At 51.8% G+C, this 18,980-nt stretch carries 19 protein-coding genes and 1 pseudogene; 16 read left to right on the top strand and 4 right to left on the bottom strand.

From position 1 onward, the window contains the following. Positions 1-168 precede the first annotated feature (168 nt). Positions 169-648, bottom strand: coding sequence for a glutathione peroxidase (locus AC3WT9_RS18325; RefSeq protein WP_341377561.1), 480 nt, complete (start codon positions 646-648; stop codon positions 169-171). A gap of 134 nt (positions 649-782) precedes the next feature. Here AC3WT9_RS18325 and AC3WT9_RS18320 point away from each other — a divergent pair. The 3 genes and pseudogenes from AC3WT9_RS18320 to AC3WT9_RS18310 form a co-directional block, all read left to right on the top strand. Further along, positions 783-935, top strand: a pseudogene (locus AC3WT9_RS18320) (OsmC family protein); the annotation flags it as partial. Positions 936-1,127: 192 nt separating this feature from the next. After that, positions 1,128-1,406, top strand: a complete 279-nt coding sequence (locus AC3WT9_RS18315; protein WP_341090421.1) for a hypothetical protein — start codon at positions 1,128-1,130, stop codon at positions 1,404-1,406. An 86-nt stretch (positions 1,407-1,492) separates the two neighbouring features. Beyond that, positions 1,493-1,912 carry a thiol-disulfide oxidoreductase DCC family protein gene (locus tag AC3WT9_RS18310; protein WP_341377562.1) on the top strand — a complete coding sequence of 140 codons (420 nt, stop codon included), beginning with the start codon at positions 1,493-1,495 and terminating at the stop codon, positions 1,910-1,912. A gap of 105 nt (positions 1,913-2,017) precedes the next feature. On the opposite strand, the gene AC3WT9_RS18305 is transcribed toward AC3WT9_RS18310, so the two are convergent. Then, positions 2,018-3,205 (bottom strand): stalk domain-containing protein, encoded by a 1,188-nt coding sequence (locus tag AC3WT9_RS18305; protein ID WP_341377563.1) that lies wholly within the window; start codon positions 3,203-3,205, stop codon positions 2,018-2,020. A 314-nt stretch (positions 3,206-3,519) separates the two neighbouring features. Here AC3WT9_RS18305 and AC3WT9_RS18300 point away from each other — a divergent pair, with 314 nt between their 5' ends. From AC3WT9_RS18300 to AC3WT9_RS18255, 10 genes are all read left to right on the top strand, one after another. Then, the gene (locus tag AC3WT9_RS18300; protein WP_341090428.1) at positions 3,520-4,692 is read left to right on the top strand and encodes a P-loop NTPase family protein; all 1,173 of its coding nucleotides are present in this window, start codon (positions 3,520-3,522) and stop codon (positions 4,690-4,692) included. Beyond that, positions 4,685-5,950: a TadA family conjugal transfer-associated ATPase gene (locus AC3WT9_RS18295; RefSeq protein WP_341377564.1), complete on the top strand. Its 1,266-nt coding sequence runs from the start codon at positions 4,685-4,687 to the stop codon at positions 5,948-5,950. Before AC3WT9_RS18300 ends, AC3WT9_RS18295 begins: the two co-directional genes overlap by 8 nt. 104 nt (positions 5,951-6,054) lie before the next feature. After that, complete coding sequence (locus AC3WT9_RS18290) at positions 6,055-6,795, top strand: type II secretion system F family protein (protein WP_341097577.1); 741 nt, start codon at positions 6,055-6,057, stop codon at positions 6,793-6,795. Between the two features lie 13 nt (positions 6,796-6,808). After that, a complete protein-coding gene (locus AC3WT9_RS18285; RefSeq protein ID WP_341377565.1) occupies positions 6,809-7,681 on the top strand; it encodes a type II secretion system F family protein in 873 nt (290 codons plus the stop codon). 13 nt (positions 7,682-7,694) lie between these two features. Further along, positions 7,695-7,886: a Flp1 family type IVb pilin gene (locus tag AC3WT9_RS18280; protein ID WP_038587051.1), complete on the top strand. Its 192-nt coding sequence runs from the start codon at positions 7,695-7,697 to the stop codon at positions 7,884-7,886. Continuing rightward, on the top strand, positions 7,883-8,545 hold the full coding sequence (locus tag AC3WT9_RS18275; RefSeq protein ID WP_341377566.1) for a TadE/TadG family type IV pilus assembly protein: 663 nt from the start codon (positions 7,883-7,885) through the stop codon (positions 8,543-8,545). The genes AC3WT9_RS18280 and AC3WT9_RS18275 overlap by 4 nt, the downstream gene beginning before the upstream one ends. A 72-nt stretch (positions 8,546-8,617) precedes the next feature. Next, positions 8,618-10,873: a hypothetical protein gene (locus tag AC3WT9_RS18270; protein ID WP_341090436.1), complete on the top strand. Its 2,256-nt coding sequence runs from the start codon at positions 8,618-8,620 to the stop codon at positions 10,871-10,873. A 14-nt stretch (positions 10,874-10,887) separates the two neighbouring features. Further along, positions 10,888-11,946, top strand: coding sequence for a TadE/TadG family type IV pilus assembly protein (locus tag AC3WT9_RS18265; protein ID WP_341377567.1), 1,059 nt, complete (start codon positions 10,888-10,890; stop codon positions 11,944-11,946). Positions 11,947-11,971: 25 nt separating this feature from the next. Further along, the gene (locus AC3WT9_RS18260) at positions 11,972-12,484 is read left to right on the top strand and encodes an A24 family peptidase (protein WP_341377568.1); all 513 of its coding nucleotides are present in this window, start codon (positions 11,972-11,974) and stop codon (positions 12,482-12,484) included. A 17-nt stretch (positions 12,485-12,501) separates the two neighbouring features. Beyond that, a complete protein-coding gene (locus AC3WT9_RS18255; protein WP_341377569.1) occupies positions 12,502-14,157 on the top strand; it encodes a DUF6382 and FHA domain-containing protein in 1,656 nt (551 codons plus the stop codon). Positions 14,158-14,191: 34 nt separating this feature from the next. On the opposite strand, the gene AC3WT9_RS18250 is transcribed toward AC3WT9_RS18255, so the two are convergent. Both AC3WT9_RS18250 and AC3WT9_RS18245 read right to left on the bottom strand, forming a co-directional pair. Continuing rightward, positions 14,192-15,094 carry a TIGR01777 family oxidoreductase gene (locus AC3WT9_RS18250; protein WP_341377570.1) on the bottom strand — a complete coding sequence of 301 codons (903 nt, stop codon included), beginning with the start codon at positions 15,092-15,094 and terminating at the stop codon, positions 14,192-14,194. A gap of 72 nt (positions 15,095-15,166) precedes the next feature. Continuing rightward, positions 15,167-15,631 (bottom strand): DUF2621 domain-containing protein, encoded by a 465-nt coding sequence (locus tag AC3WT9_RS18245; RefSeq protein ID WP_445935291.1) that lies wholly within the window; start codon positions 15,629-15,631, stop codon positions 15,167-15,169. Between the two features lie 170 nt (positions 15,632-15,801). Here AC3WT9_RS18245 and AC3WT9_RS18240 point away from each other — a divergent pair, with 170 nt between their 5' ends. The 3 genes from AC3WT9_RS18240 to AC3WT9_RS18230 all read left to right on the top strand — a co-directional run bounded on the left by AC3WT9_RS18240 (position 15,802) and on the right by AC3WT9_RS18230 (position 18,963). Continuing rightward, positions 15,802-16,929, top strand: a complete 1,128-nt coding sequence (locus AC3WT9_RS18240) for a deoxyribonuclease IV (protein ID WP_038587067.1) — start codon at positions 15,802-15,804, stop codon at positions 16,927-16,929. Between the two features lie 47 nt (positions 16,930-16,976). After that, complete coding sequence (gene purU, locus AC3WT9_RS18235) at positions 16,977-17,873, top strand: formyltetrahydrofolate deformylase (protein WP_038587070.1); 897 nt, start codon at positions 16,977-16,979, stop codon at positions 17,871-17,873. A gap of 298 nt (positions 17,874-18,171) precedes the next feature. Further along, on the top strand, positions 18,172-18,963 hold the full coding sequence (locus AC3WT9_RS18230) for a hypothetical protein (RefSeq protein WP_341377572.1): 792 nt from the start codon (positions 18,172-18,174) through the stop codon (positions 18,961-18,963). Positions 18,964-18,980: the final 17 nt, after the last annotated feature.

Genomic DNA, 18,980 nt, shown 5'->3' with positions numbered 1-18,980 from the left:
TAAAAGGTGATGCGTTTCAAACATCGAGTGCTATATTCTCTGTATACCATAATTAGGGATGATGGAAATGACAATTAGCATAATATTGTGGTATAGCGAACACAAAGATACTCTTCACTGGAGCCGCGGGCTTTTGCGAAGAGTATCTTTTCATATTATAGGGGAGGATTAGTCCAGCAGTTTGGCAATATCGGCTTCGATCTGGTCCGGAGTAGTTTGTGGTGCGAACCGCTTCAGGACACGGCCTTCCTGATCGACCAGGAATTTGGTGAAATTCCACTTGACGCTCTTTGAGCCCAGGACGCCCGGCGCTTCCTTGGACAGGTATTTGAATAACGGATGCGCTTCGTCGCCCTTCACGTCAACCTTCTCGTACATCGGGAAGGTTACTCCGTAATTGATTTCGCAGAATTCGGCGATGTCTTCGCTTTCACCCGGCTCCTGTCCGGCAAACTGGTTGCTCGGAAAACCAAGCACCTCAAAACCACGGTCCTTGAATTTATCGTACACTTCCTGGAGACCCTTATATTGCGGGGTGAATCCGCATTTGCTGGCTGTGTTCACGACAAGCAGCACCTTACCTTTGTACTTGGACAGGGATTCTTCTTCCCCGCGCAGCGTGTTGGCTTCAAAATTATAAATACTCATGAATAACGCCTCCCGAACTTCGATTTATCACAATTTAATTTTACACTATTTATCGTAAGAAGCAACCCGTCAGAATTGTGACAACATTGTATATTCGTTTCAAAATATCTCTGTTGTTTAAATGTAGGGTATGCAACGGCGGTTTCAGACTGGCTGTAAGAATGGATGTGAAGCTGCCCGGCATCGACTGTGCGCAGGCGGAGGATTTGGCAGAGAAGGCTCATGCGTTCTGTCCGTCTTCCAAAGCTACGCGGGGCAACATCGAAGTTGAACTGAATGTGTTGTAACGGGGAGCCGGTATTTAGAAGAATTTCTGGAAATAATGGCTAAATAGAGACGGTGAGGCAGGAAACAGCCGGGAATAGCGGTCTAAAGGGCGGCTTTGGTTGACATCACCCCTAAAATTCTTTAATATGTCTAAGTATCTGTTATGCACGTGTGCTACTAAGTACCAAAAATATAAATAATGGGTGATGAAGATGTCTTACAGACCGCATATTACGAATGTGACCAAAGCCAGCAGCAATGATAAGGAAGGATTGTACGAGTTCATTATCAAGCTTGCTGACGGAACGGAGTGCCGCGCGTTCTATCATCGGTTTCCGGAATGGAAAATGACGAACATCAGCCGCCTGCTTAAGACACCCTGTCCGGTTTGCCGCAAAGATTTCATCTGCAAATGTATGGAATCCTTCACTGCTGATTTCGAAGGGCAAATGCTCGGCGACGAGTGGATCGGCAAGGCTATTGCTGAATAATTAAATGGACGGATGATGAGGCGCGGGAGCTATCCCGCGTTTTTGTTTATTTCCGGGGAGATACTATGAAGAGGGGGTGCGGCAAGATGGAGGAAGAGCAAAACAAGGCAGGCGGTAAGTCTATTGTGCTGATCGACGGTGTATGCCATCTTTGTCAGGGGCTGGTGCGGTTTATTATTCCGCGCGATCCCAAGGCCAGATTTCTGTTCGCCCCCTTGCAGAGTGAGACAGCAAGCGGAATGCTGAGTACAGGCGAGCTTGGATCAGACCAGCTGAATACGGTCGTGCTGGTGGAGAACGGGACCTGCTATACAGAGTCGGCTGCAGTGCTGCGGATCGCCCGTGGCTTGCGTTTTCCGTGGCCTGCCGCATATATCTTCATACTTGTGCCGCGGCCTCTGAGAGATGCCCTGTACAGGCTTGTGGCGAGGAACCGGTACCGCTGGTTTGGGCGTGACGAGCAATGTCTGCTTCCCACACCGGAAATCCGCAAGAGATTTCTGTAAGGTGCACAGCCGATGTGCACAACCCAAAAAAAGCAGCAGGTGGCTATGTCACCTTGCTGCTTTTTGGGCTGGCTTAAACCCCTATTCGGTTTGGGGGGAGATGAGTTATTGATTAAGGGCTGTCGTCGTGAGGATATAGGTTTGCGTAAGCTTCCATTTGCCGTCTGCTGATTTTTTCAGTATATTGACCGATACGGCCCGGCTGTCCTGAAACTCCGGACCTTTTACTTTCTTGGACGTCTGCACAGTATATACCGCAGCAGTATCCCCGGTATAATCAATAATTTTAGAAGAGTCAAGCGTAATGGCTAAATCATAGGCTTTAAACATTTGCGTATAAAGTTCTTTGCTTTGCCCGTATGCAGGGGAAGTTTCGTCAATGGTGGATAATACCCCATCCAGATCCTCTTTGTTGGAGTAATCCACATTGGCCTGAACCACAGCTTTAATTTGATCTTCATCTGTTTTGGGTACGGTGATCTTAGCCTCCAGCACATCTGCCGGAAGAATGTACTGTAGCGCAGCGATTTGGATACCGCTGATTTGCCAAGCAGAACCGCCAGCTTTTCTGGTGAGGGAGTATACATACTCCGCTTGGCTATCCAGCATGAAGGGACCGCTTACCTTCTCGGAGTGTTCAATCGTGTGTACGGTTGCTTCATTCTCTTTGGAATCAATAATTTCCATCTGGAGGACGGTAGTCTTGGTATCAAAGATCTCGTACTGCTCTTTGATTCCTGGACCGATCGCTGCCAGTGGGGATTCCGGATCAATAAGGCTCATGAACCCGTCATAATTATCCGTATTGGAATACGTCACATATTTATCAAATAATGCGGAGATTCCCTTGATATCAGCGGTGTTCTCCTTGCTTGTAATTGCAACAGTTCTGGAAGCTGCTTTCCACTCCACACTGTTTCCGGTGGCTTCGCTTACAAAGCGCAGGGGAACATAAGTGACTTTGTCAATTGTTTTGGGTGCGGAGGCCAGCTGTTTGACGGTTCCGTTTATAGTTGCTTTTTTGCTTCCGGTCTGCAGCTTGATGCTGAGCCCTTCCTTGGTGGCTGTGATCGTGTTACTCTTGGCATCCCAGACCAGCTTCATGCCGAGCTTTTCAAAAATGGGCCGCATAGGGATGAGCACGGAATTGCCATCCTGAATCGGGGCGGCAGTGGTCAAATTAAGCTTCTGCTGGTCAACGAGTACAGTGATAGGTTTGGTTGCTGCGGCTGCTGACAAGCTGATCGATCCGGATAAGACGAGGGCTGTGAGTAAACTGGGCACTAATTTCATGTTGAATGATCTCCTTTAGATGTAATCTGGCCGTGCTGAAAGCTGACTGGCTAATAGTATAGGGGAGAGGAATGATCCGGTAAATATCCAACTCAGGATATGGTGCGGGCTCAGGATTTAGAGTATAGAAGAGGTATTCGTAAAAAAAGATATTGCCGCTCTACTGCATATATGCTACTATAGCTGTAAATTAAAGGATAGTAACGGAAGCACCGTTCAATAACCGTATACCACGGTTATTGGCGGTGCTTTTTTTGCTGTCTTTTTTGTTGTCTTTTTTGAAAGGTAAGCATTACAGGAAGGAGAGTGATTTCATGGCGGCGAGGATCGTACTGGCAGTTCGTGAGAGTCAATACATTGAGCCGTTGCTGCATTACCTGCATCACAGTGAGTATGGGGAGATGCTGCGGATCACAGCTTTCAGCCGGCTGGATACCTTTATGGAATTCATGAAGGGAGAAGAACTGCCGGACGCCGTTGTAGGCGATCCCATTTTCGTTGAGGCCTGGCTGGTGGAAGGCAGAAATACAGTTCCTTGGGGTGTTCTAAGCGAGGCCGGGAAGTATTCCGGCAGCAATGCAGGGAGTCTGGCCGGGGGCATGGTGATTGAGAAATATCAGTCGCTGCCCTCGCTTCTGGAGTCCATCCTCCGGTTAGGCGATGTGAAACGCATGAGGACAGCTTCGGCTGCCAAGGAGGAGACGCTGCTGCTCGGGATAGTTTCAGCCAGCGGCAGCAGCGGCAAAACAACGATTGCGCTCAATATGGCCAAGCAGCTTGGACTGATCGGACTATCTGTTTTCTATCTAAACCTGGAAAGTGTGGACAGCAGCGGGTTGTTCCTGCGGATGCCCCAGGGGAACGCTTCCGGGCTGGAACTTCTGTTGTACGAGCTTAAGGCAAACGGCAGCGAGGGAAGCAAGGGAAATGCAGGCAAGCCTGAACTTGGGAGATACGCCGTAAGGCATGACAATCTCCGCTGTGACGCCTTCAAGCCGATCGGTAATTTCAAGGAAATGCTGCAGATGACCCGGCAAGATACGTTGGATTTATTGGAGCTGCTGGCCGGCGATGCTGGCTATGATGTTGTGATTGTAGATACAGGCAGCATTGAGGAAGAGCGGGCCCAGGCAGTGCTGCAGCGGTGCGGCATTCTGCTATGGGCGCTGAAGAGCGATGAGGCAAGTATGTATAAGACGCTCAGGTGGCTGGAGCATTGCGGAGATCCGCATTCCGGTCTGCCGCCGGAGGTGCCGGGCAAGAGCAGGTTTGTGATGAATTTTGCCGGGGATTCAGCCGCGGGCTGGTCAGGGCGGGAAGAAATCAGAATAGATGGTGCGCTTCCTTTTATCCCTTCCTGGGCACTTCAGCATCATGTGGAGCTCTGCTTGAATTCTCCGCAGTTTACGGCTGGGGTGCAGCAGCTCTGCACCGGTATCATTGAGCCGGCGCTGCCGCGGGTATTCACCGGGAGCTTACATGAATGAAGCCATGTTCAGGAAGCTGCGCAGCGACATACTCGCAGGGCTTGATGTCACTTCGGCTGTCGGAAACCGTGAGCTTAACAGCTATATTGAACGAATCATTCTGGAGATGGACAGCCTGCGTTATTTAACTGCTCAGGAAAAGCATGAACTGGTCAAAAAGCTGTTCGATTCCTTCCGGGGGCTGGATGTGCTGCAGCCGCTGGTGGACAACCCGAATATCACCGAGATTATGATCAATAGTCATGAGGAGATATTTATTGAAGAGGAAGGGCAGATCCGCCGCCTGCCGCTGGCTTTTGAGTCCAGGAGCAGACTGGAGGATATTATCCAGACCGTGGTTTCCGGTGTGAATCGGGTGGTCAACGATTCCACCCCGATTGTGGATGCGCGGCTGAAGGATGGTTCCCGCGTCAATATCGTACTGCCGCCGGTGGCCCTGAAAGGGCCGGCAATGACGATCCGCAAATTTCCGGAAACGCCGATGTCGATGAGCGAGCTGGTGCACCGTGGGGCGCTGAGCGGAGAAGCGGCGGAGCTGCTGCAGATTCTGGTCGCTGCCGGATACAACATCTTTATAAGCGGTGGAACAGGCTCCGGCAAGACCACCTTTCTGAATGCTTTGTCTCAATTTATTCCGCCGCAGGAGCGGGTGATCACGATTGAGGACTCCGCCGAGCTGCAGATTATCACCGTGCCGAATCTGGTCTCGCTGGAGACCCGCAACGCCAATACAGAAGGCCGCGGGGAGATCACGATCCGCGACCTGATCCGCTCCTCCCTGCGGATGCGCCCGAACCGTATCGTGGTCGGCGAGGTGCGGGGGGCCGAGTGTCTGGATATGCTGCAGGCGATGAACACGGGCCACTCTGGGAGCTTATCGACAGGACATTCCAACAGCGCACAGGATATGGTCAGCCGTCTGGAGACGATGGTGCTCAGTGCAGCTGATTTGCCGGTATCAGTGGTCCGCCAGCAAATCGGCTCTGCGATTGATATCTTTGTCCATCTCTCCAGGCTGCGGGACCGCTCGCGGCGGGTGATGGAAATCTCTGAGGTCATCGGGCTGCGGGATGGGGAGGTGGCGCTGAATCCGTTATATGCGTTTCAAGAAACGGGAGAAAGTGAGGGGACAGTGGAGGGAGGCCTTGTTCCTTGCGGGAATCCTCTGCTGCATTCCAGCAAGCTGAAAATGGCCGGAGTACAGAGTTATCCGTTATCGCATTACAGTAGGGGAACTGAGAAGGAGGTGGTCTTCTGATTCATTTGGGGAAGAAGCCGGTCTCTTCGCCGGGCAAGCGGAGGGGGCCCTCCGCAGAGAAGGGCGGGACGTCTGCGGAAGCTGAGACCGGGGGCAATCCGCAGCTGCCGGATTATACCGTCTATGTATTGACGCCTTTGTCGAAAATGCTGGCTATACTGGCAGGCGGGCTCCTGCTGTTCGGCATCGGGTACCTGTTCTACCATAACCTGCTGCTGTCTTTGCTGCTTGTGCCGGGGGGAACTTATGCACCGCGGCTGTTGCGTGACTACCTGCGGCAGCGCCGCCGGTCTGCGCTTAACCTGCAATTCAAGCAGACTTTATTTTCGCTCTCTTCTTCGCTGTCCGCAGGACGTTCCGTAGAGAATGCGTTTCGCGAGGCCGTAGAGGATCTGCGGATGCTTGACCCGGAAGGGGGCAGCGATATGATCTTTGAACTGAATATTATATGTGCCCGGATGGAGTATGGCCAGCCTGTGGAAGAAGCGCTGCAGGATTTCAGCAGACGGGCAGGCATGGAGGATGTGGAACGGTTCGCTGACGTATTCTCTGTCTGCAAGCGGACAGGGGGTGACCTTGTGGAGATTGTGCGCCGCACCTCCACAATCATCGGGGAGAAGCTGGATATCCAGCAGGACATTGCCGTCAGCATCGCCCAGAAGAAATTCGAGGCGAAGGCGCTGCTGGCTTCCCCGCTTGCCATGGTGCTGTTCATGAGCCTGACCGCCGGAGATTACATGCAGCCAATGTATACAGGTGCCGGAATTGCAATTTCCACACTGGCGCTGGGCGGGCTGTTTCTGTGTTATCTCTGGACCTCCAAGATTATGGATATCCCGCTGTGAAGGAGGTGAAAGCATGATTTGGCTGTGCGGTTCGGCCGTTCTGATGTTAGGGCTGGGATGGATATTCCTGCGCCTGAAATGCGGCAGCCGTTATGCCGGGCTTCGCGGTCTGCCTATGGATGGACTGCGGCTGCGCGGATTGGGCGAGCCCTTCCTGCTGCTGATTGAGCGGTGGGGAATTGGCAGTCATATTCCTTCGGTGATGTTCCGAATTCAGCGATCCTTGCAACGCAGTTACGGCATGCGCTACAGCGCAGAACGGACGCTGCTCTTTATGGGTGAAATGTTCAGCTACAGCTGGCTGCTGCTTATCGGTGGAAGCGCGCTGACACTGTTCAGCGGCGAGAAGGCGGGAATTCTCCTGGGGGCTGGTCTGGCAGTTATTCTACCCGCTGCACTGGTCAGTGATCTGCACAAGAAGGTAAGGCTGCGGGAGCAGAATATTATGCTGGAGCTGCCCGAGCTGCTGAATAGTATTGTCCTGCTGGTCGGCGCCGGGGAGAATGTGCAGCGGGCGATTATCCGCTGCGTGGAGAGCCGGAAGGGAGATTACAGCCATCCGCTCTATAAAGAGCTGTCGATTATGACTGGGGAGTGGGAGAGCGGCTACTCCTTTCAGCAGGCGTTTGAGAATTTCAGCAAACGCTGCGCCGTACAGGAGGTATCGCTATTTACAACCACGGTCCTGCTGAATTACCGCAGAGGCGGAGCCGACTTTGTCTTGTCGCTGCGCGATCTTTCGCGGATGCTCTGGGAGAAGCGGAAGGCGATCAGCCGGACACGGGGGGAACAGGCTTCCTCGAAGCTGGTGTTCCCGATGGTGGTTATCTTTTTAATTGTAATCATTCTGGTGGGTACACCGGCATTTATGATGATGAAAATGTAGGAGGATGAGACGAATGATGACATTCATAACAGAAGGCGCTAAGAACTTGTGGAAGGACGAGGAAGGGCTGGGCACGCTGGAGATGATCCTGATTATCGCTGTACTGATCGCTGTAGTTTTGGTGTTCCGCAAGGAGATTGTCAAAGTGGTAGAAGACTTGATCAGCACTGCAGGAAGCAAGAGTCAGGAAGTATTCGAATCATGAATCTGCAGGATGACGAAGGCAGCTTTACTATCGAAGCTTCACTTTTGCTGCCTATCATCATGTGTATTACGATGCTGCTGCTATTCTTCTGCCTCTACAGTTACCAGAAGTCGATGCTGCTGCAGGTCGCTTCCGCTGCTACTGAACGTGCGGCCTACAATTGGGACAACAGCCATAAAGAGACGGAAGGATCATTTGTTATTGGCGAGTATGACTCGCTGTATTGGCGGATCGGCGAGGATGGACTGCTAGCTTCTTTATTCGGGCTTAGCGCCGGGAACGGCGGGGCTTCTGTTACGCTGCCGAATGCTGCCGAGGGTACTGGTACCTTGCCTGTAATTAAGCTTCAGCAATCTTCCGGCATAGTTCCTGCAAATTTAAGTGGCCATATGAATTATGCCTACAGTTTAACCGGCCGGAAGATCAGTGCGGAATTGAAGCAAATGCTGAATCTGCCCGTGCTGGATGAGATGCTGGCGGACGAGGCCAACCCTCAAGTGAAAGCCCAGTCTGTTGTTTCAGAGCCTGTTGAGTTTATCCGAACAGTAGATCTGATGCGTTATTATGGCGCGAAGTTCAAGGGAGGCACGGAGAGTGGCAATACCGGAACAAGGATGGAAAAGAAAGACGCGTCCCAGATGCTGAAGAAGCTGCGCTGATCCCGTTTGTGAACGGTGTGAGTGCTGTGAAGGAGAGTTCGGAACCCAAAAGAGGCCAAGGGAGGGGCGCGGATGAGGAGTAGAAAAGGTACTGCCTGCAGTCCAAGAAAAGCGTTCAATTCGTGGCGAAAGAAAGGAACGGAGGGATCGGTTTCTATTTTCCTGATTATGATACTGGCCTTCGTGTTCCTGTTCACCGCTGTGCTGATAGATTATGCACGGATTGCCGCCGTTAATGTGCAGCAGGAACGTTTGGCGAGAGCCGCAGTCCGTTCGGTAATGTCTTCTTATGATATTCAGCTGCGCGAGAGCTATGGCCTGTTCGCCTTTGGCGGGAGTGACGGCAATCAGCTGCTGTCCGGGGTGCTGAACGACAATCTATACGAGAGCGGGCGGGGGGATGCTTTTAATTTATTGCCCTTAGGACTGGATTCTTCGGTCTTGAATTGGAGTCGCCCTCTTGGAAGCTACGATGTTTTTCAAAGGCAGATTGCTGAGGAGATGAAGTATAAAGCACCGGTTGATTTTGCCCTGGAGCTGGCCGGCAAGTTTAAGCCGCTCTCGGCGGCTATGGGTGAGGCTTCACGCTCAACCCAATTATTCGGCAAGCTGCAGCCCTTGTACGATGAACGCGAGGCTGCACTGGATCTTATGATGGAGCGGCGAAAGCAGGCTGCGGAAAGCGTAAGATCCCTTCAAGAACTGATTATGAATCCGCCGGGAGACCATATTGAGTACCGTTTTCTGGGGGAGATCACTTCTGCGGCTGACATTGCAGCGATGTATGACGACTATGTCGGCAAATACTATGCGGATTTTTACCGTGAAGAGGATGAATATTCCAGATACAGCAGTCAGATCAGCGAGTATTTAAGAGAAACTACGGAGTTTCTTCCGAGGATTCCGTCAGCACTGACTCTTTTTCGTACGGAGCACACCCGTCTTATCGCTGATGCCGGGAATGCGCTGCAAAGAGTCAGGGAGCTGAATGAAGAAATGAGGTACATACTTGAACAGTCCAGAGCTAACGGGGCGGGTAGTGCCGAAGATAGTGCCCGGAATTGGGACATACCGGGAAGTGCCGGTGAACTGAGCACAGAGCCGCTAAAAAAAATGCGGGAGCAGGAGGATTCGCTTATTCTCGCACCGGCAGAGGTCAGCGCCATGGAGCATGACTTAAATGTTCAGGAAACTGCCTCTCAGACAGCGGAGCAGGCAGCTTCCGGGTTGCCGGGCGCATTGAGTGGAGCCACGGGGCTGGATGCAGATTTTGGCAGCATGAATACGGCAGTTTTGAACGCTTTACAGGCCGTCAGCAGTTACCACCAGAACTATGGTGAACATGGAGATATCATTGCTGCTGAAGCTAGGAGGATTGAAGCCCACCGAACTTCGGACAGAGAGCGCAAGCAAATCGAACGGCAGGCAAAAGCCAAGCTGAACGATGCGATGAAGCTGTTGGATCAGATTCGTCAGCTTGGCGACAGCGCCGGAGCAGCACGGGAACGTTATCAGATGCTGAGCCAATATTATCAGGACAACATTCAGCTGAACAGTGGATCGGACCAGGAAGCCTCGAATGCGCAGAACACATCGGATCCTTATGCAGCCGGAAGTTCTTCAATGGCAAAGACAGACGATATTTATGCCGCAATGGGCAGCGTTATGGAGGGTGCCAGAGACCGGCTGTTCCGAACAGAATATTCTGCAATGTATTTTCCGCATTTCGATCTTTCAAAGTTGACTCCGGTAGCTTCCGGCTCCGCAGGTGCCGCCGCACTGCCGCTTGCGGACCAGCTTGATCCCCATGCCCAGGAGCTTGAATATATTCTCTACGGCTTCCATAACCCTGCGGGTAATGTGGCGGCAGCGTACGGTGAAATCTTTGCGCTGCGGCTGGCCATCCGTACTATGGAGGGCTTTATTGAAAGTTCGCGTCTCGGCAATCCGCTGGCGATTCTAGCTGCAGCGCTGCTGTACGGAATCGAGCAGGCTGTTCAGGATATGCTGCTGCTATGCAGGGCAGGGGAAATCCCGCTGTCCAAATACATGCCTGCAAAGCTGTCCTACCGTGATTATTTGCGGTTGTTCATGCTCCTGCATGGAGGGGGCGATGTGCAGCTCTCCCGCATGCTCGCTTTGATCCGGCTGAACACCGGAATAAATCCGGCCGAGAAATTCACCTATGCCTCGGCGGAGATTAAGATGGCGATGCCGCTTTGGTTTTTGCCGGGCGTAGTGAAGCTGGTGGACTACAGCGCCGGCCTTCCCGGGGATGTTCAGGGCAGATTGTATTACAGAGGGGTAAAGGCTGATTTTTCATATTAGCGGGAGGTTGCAGAATGAAGCAATGGCGGAGCCAAACCAGACAGCGGGATGAAGGCAGCATGGTTGTTGAGGCGGCTATGGTTCTCCCCATGTTTTTGCTGTTTGTCCTGTTCCTGATTTTTATCGTGCAGATGACCTTGTACTCTACAGCCTTGCAGAGCACAGCTTCTGATACGGTCAAGGTGATATCGGCCCACATGTATCCGGCGGCACTGGCTGCGCAGAAGTGGGGGGGAGAACAAGGAGCAGATAGCGGAACGGCAGGTCAGCCGGCTGCAGCAGGAAGCACTGGTGGAAGCATAGGAAGGGAAGCTGATGCAGCTGCGCAAATCAATGCTGGCGCAGCAGGAGGCACGTCCCCGTTATCATCCGGGACTTGGAGTATCCCGCGCCTGTCACTTGAGCAATGGAGTGAAAGCTTCGCCGCAGACCTTCCTGAGCCCTTGAACGAGTGGGTTAACGCTGCGATACAGCGGGGTGAAGACCCGCTTCAGGAGCTTCAGGCTGAGGCGTCGCAGGCGGTGCTGGATCTTGCGCTGAAGCCAATAATGAAGCCTTATCTCTCATCTGACTGGCTGGATTATGAACGGATTCATGTCTCCAATGCCATTATTCCGGAGCTGAAGGAAGGCACACGACCTTATTTTGGTCTCGTTGTCAGCTACGAGCTGCCGATGAAGGTCCCCTTTCTGAACCGGAGCATTGTATTGGAGGCAAGTGCGGTGGAGCGGCTGTGGATTGGCGATACCGGAGAAACAGGGGCAGATGGAGACGGCGGTGCCGGAGAAGAGCAGCATTCCATTGTAGTCCTGGCGAAGCCGAATCCGGGGGTGGCAAATCATCAGGGTAAGATCCGGGTGAAAGTTCCGCCAAATGCTTCGGCAAACTTGTCGATATTTTATAAAAGCGGCCAGAGCACGGCCAAATATCTGGGCTGGAAGCAAGCTGATGAAGGCGGTTATATCGAATGGGAATGGAAAATCGGCGTGAATACAACACCGGGCTCCTGGCCTTTTGTAGTCCGTCTGGATGACGGTACATTCCTGGAGGCGGCATTTACGGTTGTGAAATGAACATGGCGGAAGAAGGATGTTATGTATGACGGAATGGGCATTTTGGGGTTGTCTGCCGTTTCTAACGGCGGCATTAATAACCGATATCCGGTGGATGAGAATACCAAACTGGATTTCAGTCTCTGCTCTGACGACAGGCCTGCTTGTGCAAGGCATAATGAGCGGCTGGCACGGATTGCTGCTTGCTGCCTGCGGTGCGGGGGTTGGATTTACATTGCTGTTGATCCTGTATGTTATAGGCGCTGTCGGCGCTGGAGACGTTAAGCTTTTTGCAGGAATAGGTGCATGGACAGGTGTGCTGTTCACGCTGCAGGTCATGATGTATTCTATTTTATTCGGTGCTGTAATCGGCTGGATGATTGTCTTGTGCAGACGGGAGGCAGGAAGGCGGATTCGCGGTATTGTCAGCAGGACTGCCGGATTTCTGCTGCTGCGTAATCCGAAAATATTAAAGGCTGGGAACGGCAAGGAAATGCTCAGGTTTCCCTTTATGCTGGCTGTAGTTCCGGGGTTCATTTGTACATATCTCTACTTATAGATTGGAGGTGAGGCTTGATGTTCGGATTGATCCGCGATTTTGTGCAGCAGGACGGTATCTCTATGCTGCTCGGCAAGCCGGATGGATTGTCTGCGGGCGAGCTTAATATGGTTCAGGCCCGGATGCTGATGAACAGCGGCATTCCGTACCACCTGCGGCTGCTGCTCAGAGAAATTGATTTGCAGGTAACCTTGGAATATTCCCTGTCCCGCCGCAAAATGCTCAGCCATCTGCTGAAAAGCGACAGGCTCAGCATGAACGATTTTTTCGGGCTGCTGCTGCAAATTGCCCAGGGAATGGAGGAAGGCCGGCTGTACATGCTGCGGGCGGAGCAATATGCGCTGCATGAGGATTACATTTTTGTAGAAGGTCCGCTGAACGGAGGAAGAGTCTACTTGACCTGCATTCCTTTGCAGCAGCCTACAGTAACCACTAGGCCGGGAGAATGTCTGAGGTCTTTGATTATGGTGATGATGGCTTCGGTAACAGAGCTTGCCGGAAGCGGTGTGCAGAGACTGCTGCAATATTGTGGAGGAGAAGATTTTACTCCTGCAGGGTTAAGGGATTTGCTCTCGGAGCTGCTGACCGAGATTAGACCTGTGAATAATACAGAGCTGCCGCCAGAAATTCATATATCCCAGGCAGCAGTGCCGTCAGTTGCAGAGAGACATATTCAGGAGAAGGCAAGTGCACATGAAGCAGGTAAACCATCCGCTTTGCCAAGGCGTTCGGTATATGGGGTAACCGAGAATGCACAACCTGCAGACAATACCCGGCAGTATGAACCTCCATGGAACAATGACTTGCCAAAACTTAAGCGGAAGGACGAGGAGGAGGAGACAAAGCCGGATAAAGCGGGCAGTGAGCATCGTCCTTCTTCCCAGTCCTCTGCTAACAGAACCTATGTTGTACTCGGCGGTGTTTTGGCCGACGCGTTGTTATGGAAGTTCCTCTATTTAAATAGTCCCAAGCCGTTATGGCTGGCAGTTTGCGCAATAGCAACGTTAGTATTGGGTGGATTCTGCTGGTTGGTCTGGAGTGAAAGGCTTGTGCTCGGAGGGAGCAAACCAGAGGAGGAGGAAGAGGGGGAAGAAGATGCTGCGGACAAAAGCTGGAGGTCCAAGCGGGAACTGGAATGGGATTTTGGCAGAAATCCGGTAACTCCAGTCCGGACTGAAGCTCCTGTCAGAGCTAGTCCGCAGCTGTCTACAGCTGCAAATGCTGGTGTTCCTGCGGGCATACAAAGAACTGAAGTGGAGATGGAGGGGCGCAGCAGGATTAAGCCGCCGGTGGCTGTAGCCGCGACGGCACTGCTCTCCCGGGAAAATCATTCAGAGATGAGGCCGGAGGTAAAGCCGCTATCTGCCTCTCCTTATCTGGAAAGATGCGGTGAGGATGAAAGCGGACCAGCAGAAATCATTGAACTGAACCGAGCCAGCTTCATTATCGGCCGCTCGCCGGAGGTAGCCCAGTATGTAGAGAAATCAGAAGGCGCATCGAGAGTACATGCCGAAATCTCCAAGAGTCCTGAGGGGTACATCCTGAAGGATCTGGACTCCAGGAACGGCACCCTTTATCAGGGAGAAGCCATGATTCCTTATAAGGAGTACCCGCTGAACGAAGGATCTGTTTTTACCATTGTAAAAGGGTCTTATACGTTTCATTCGCTCTAACCTTGGAGAAGCGGGCCGATAGCAGATCTATACTCTATTCTGATTTCAGCTGTTCCAGAGCCGGCTGCAAGGTCGGATAAGTAAACGTGAAACCATGCTGAATGGCTTTGGCAGGGAGCACGCGCTGGCCTTCCAGCAAAATTTCCGACAGTTCACCTACTGCTGCTTTTAATAGAAACGCGAGAAGCGGGAACCAATGCGGACGACGATATACTTTGCCGATCATTTTGCCGAAAGCCTCATTTGTAACGGGATTCGGGGCAGTCGCGTTGACAGGGCCTTCTATTCCGGGAGTCTGGATGCAGAAATCGATCAGCCGGGACATATCGGCAAGGTGAATCCAGGACAGCCACTGCTTACCGCTGCCCATTCTGCCGCCGAAGCCCAGAGTATAGGGCAGCTTCATTTTGGGAAATGCCCCGCTCTCGTTGCCGAGCACAACCCCGGTCCGCAGTTTCACCAGCCTAACCCCTGTATAAGCTTCATCCGCTGCTGCTTCCCAGGTCTTGACAACCTCAGACGGAAAGTCCATTACATGGGCCGGTGAGGCTTCGTCAAAAGTATCGGCCAGCGATGTTCCGTAAATGGCAACAGCGGAAGACTGGATCACTACCGGGGGCTTATGCTGCAGCGTATTCAGCAGCTTGGCGGCTGCGGCAACGGTTTCAAGACGGGACTCCATAATAACTTTCTTTCCGTTTGGACTCCAGCGCTGGCTGAGCGAAGCTCCGGCCAGATTGACCAGTGCATCTGCACCTTCAGCAGAACGCGGATTCTCTGAAAGGCTGCCCCAGGTAAGGTAACTGAGTCCCGGATGTACCATTTGGGTTTTGGGCAGCTTGCGTCCGACGATGATGATTTGATGTCCGGCCTGCAGCCAGTATTCTGTAAGCTCTCTTCCTATAAAGCCGCTGCCGCCGCAAATTACGTATTTCATATGGCAATCTCCGTTTCAGGACGTCCTGAAGAGACGTTAGTGGTATATCTACAGCAGGAGATAAGCAGATTGTTACTTGATTAAATGCTGGTAAGGTGAGTAGTCGATGCCGTTCTTTTCAAGGAAGGTGATAAGAAACCGGTTATCACGCCGCGGGGTGGCGACAATGTAGCCTTTGATGCAGTGCTCGCGGGTGACTGCCGGAGCATTGCTCTCTACCGCGATTTTACCGATCTCTGCAGCTATGGAATGTTTGGCAATATCGCGGAAAGGTCCAGGCACCGGCTGCACAAGCTGATCCAGGAAAGCCTTCGTCTCGTTGCTCCATAGCGGACGGCTGCGCTCCACCCAGTAATTCTGCCAGTCCAGCTTGGACTTGCCGTCGGCTTTGGGCAGCACCTTCAAAAACTTGCGGAACATGAAATAGCCGCCGATGCACATGCAGCCCAGCAGCAGAAAAGTCCAGAATGCGATGGAGTTCATAAACCAATTGCTTGGTATTGCGGATAATAAGCTCAAGTCTGATTTAAAAGACATGTATACACCGCCTTTGACAATGATGATTGTCACAATCCTTAATCTCTACTAAAGTATAGCGTATTTCCACAGTTTTGCGAAGCGAAAGACGTCCGCAGGAGCTTGCCTAGATTTATTTTCCCGATCACGGTAGAATAAGGGTTAATTCGTGAAGGAAAGAGGGAAAAGGCATGCTGAAAATAGGTTCACATGTGTCCTGCGCGGACAAGGGTCTCCTGAGCGCGGCCAATGAAGCAAATGAGTACGGTTCAAGCTCGTTTATGATATATACGGGAGCTCCGCAGAATACACGCCGTAAGCCGATCGAAGCGATGTACCCTGCTGAAGGGAAGCTCGCTATGCAGACTAACGGAGTCGAGGAAATCGTCGTTCACGCTCCATATATTATCAATTTGGGCTCCTACAAGGAAAACACCTATCAATTGGCGGTTGATTTCCTGCAGGAAGAAATCCGCCGTACCCATGCACTTGAGGTCAAGCATATTGTATTACATCCCGGAGCGTATACCGACAAGGATGCCGAGTACGGAATTCAGCGGATTGCCGATGGCCTGAACGAGGTGCTTGGCGGTACGAACGAGACAGAAGTACACATTGCTCTTGAGACGATGGCCGGCAAAGGAACAGAGATCGGCCGCAGCTTCGAGGAAATTGCCTCGATCATTGACAAGGTTGTACACAATGAGCGGCTGTCCATTTGTCTGGATACCTGCCACATTCATGATGCCGGATACGATATCGTTGGCGATCTTGATGGTGTACTGCGGAAGTTCGATGAGGTGATTGGCCTTAAACGGCTTGGCGTAGTCCACATTAACGACAGCAAAAATCCGCGCGGAGCGGGAAAAGACCGTCATACCCCGATTGGGTCTGGCTGGATTGGCTTCGAAACGATCAACAATGTGGTTCACCATGAAGCTCTGGCAGGTTTGCCGTTCATTCTGGAGACCCCTTGGATCGGGAAGGACGCCAAGACACTTCGCCCGATGTACGAAGTGGAGATTGCTCTGCTGCGCGGCAATGTGGCTGAACGGTTCGGAGCAGAATTCCTGCAGGAGGTAGAAGAGCTGCATGCTTTCTTTGCCAAGCAGGAGCTGGATTCCCGCAAGTATGTGCTTGATGTGTGGGAACTGCTGAAGAATGATGCCAAAGCCAAAAAGGCTGATCCGCGTGAACCGCTGGAACGTTTATATGATAATATCGCTTCTGCCGGATTGTTCCCGCAGCTTAGCGAGGAAGCCATCAATCAGCGTTTGATCGCCTGGCTGGCCGGCAGACAAGTTCTCGTGAACGCTTAAGCTAAACTACAGATTGCGCAAGTAGATGAGAGGATGGACAGGGGATTATGGAATTACATGTGAAAAGAGATCATTCATCAGGCGGACAATACCCGAACCGGGCACGCATGCTCATTTCTTGCCCCGACGGACCGGGGATTGTTGCGGCTGTATCGCATTTTCTATACCAGCACGGAGCTAATATCGTGCAATCCGATCAATATACAATGGACCCGGATGGCGGAATGTTCTTTATGAGAGTGGAGTTTGACTTGCCAAAGCTGGAAGAACGTCTGGAAGAGGTACGGTCCATCTTCGGAGGGGTCGCCGAGCGGTTCAAGATGGACTGGCAAATTTTCAATGTAAGCCATAAGAAGAAACTGGCGATTTTCGTCTCCAAAGAAGATCATTGTCTGGTAGAGCTGCTCTGGCAGTGGCAGGCAGGCGATCTGGATGCCGATATTGCGCTTGTTGTCAGCAACCATACCGATATGCAGTCGTACGTTGAGTCTTTCGGTATTCCGTTTCATCATATTCCGGTTACGGCGGATACCAAGATGCAAGCAGAGAAACGCCAGCTGGAGGTCATCGGTGATGATATTGACGTCATCATTCTGGCCCGCTACATGCAGATTATCTCTCCTTCATTTATTGAGCATTACCGGCACCGGATCATCAATATCCACCATTCCTTCCTGCCGGCATTTGTGGGTGGCAAACCCTATGCCCAGGCCTATCAGCGCGGGGTGAAGATCATCGGCGCTACTGCCCACTATGTGACCGAAGAGCTTGACGGAGGTCCGATTATTGAGCAGGATGTGCAGCGGGTCAGCCACAGCGATGATGTGAATGAACTGAAACGTATTGGACGCACCATCGAACGGGTTGTTCTGGCCCGTGCGGTCAAATGGCATATTGAGGATAGAATCCTTGTTCATCACAATAAGACAGTAGTATTTAACTAATTGAATTCATCCGGTGAAAGCCAGGTGTAATATCGCTGCCAATCCTGTCCTAATGGGAATACCAACTGTATTGCTAGTGTCATTGACGGCAGCGTTGGCCTGACTTTCACCGGAATCCTTTCTCCAGCCGGGATACTTTATCCCGCAGTTGCCTCTAGATTTGCTACCTCATATGTATAATCTAATAATCTTCTTATTCTCAATCAGGTAAAAAAGCATTTTACCAGCATTTTGGCTACGTATGCCAAAGTGCATTTTGTCATGCGCAAATAACCGTATTTCAAAGGAGGTAAATCGCTTGGGATCACAGCGGGGACATCTGTTAAAACGAAATTATTTCTTCGCCTTTCTTATACTGATCATTGGCTTCGGCGGTCTGCTTGGCTATGATCTCTATTTCAAGCCGTATGTGCTGTCGCAGACAGTAGTTAAGGTGAAGGTGGCTGAGGGTGGTTTTTTACCCAAAAATTATGAGCTGAAAGTGGGAGATCTCTACCTGGATTCTGTCCAGACCAAGGATATTCCCTCAGGGGTCATTACGGAAGTCAGCCAGGTGGAACACAAGATAACTAATGTGAATTTGATGGACGGCAGTATCCTGACGGAATCGCTGGTCGATGTCAGTGATTTGGAGCCGCAGCAGGATGAGGGGATTTTCCCTATTCCGAAGGAAGCCATCTTTGCAATCAACGGATCGCTCCGCAGCAGAGACAAGGTGGATATCTATCTGGTGGAAGGGGATCCGCCGGATAAATCCGAAGCAGCCCCTCCTACTGCTGCCAATGCATCCGGAGGTCCGGCGTACTCTGCAGGAGTCATGTCTGATTCATCGGCAAGCAACTCAGGAAATGAGGCCGCCCAGCCGGCTGAGCCTGCCCGTCAGGTTTTCCTCAGCGGTGTCACTGTGAACTATGTCCGTACAGAGGATAACAATGATGTGCTGGATACAGAGAACGGCAACATTAACAACCGCTTTACTTCCACGGGCAAGGTTGCAGCGCCGGAACTGAAGCTGAAGAAAAGCGACGGTGAGCTGCTGGGACAATATTTGGAGCAAGGCAAGAAGCTATGGATTGTACGAGTTGAGTAGAAAGGAGGAAGGCAGTC

The organism is Paenibacillus sp. EB106-06-01-XG199 (assembly GCF_058791575.1).
The sequence above is the reverse complement of the archived record's forward strand: the minus strand, read 5'-3'. Positions and strand labels throughout refer to the sequence as shown.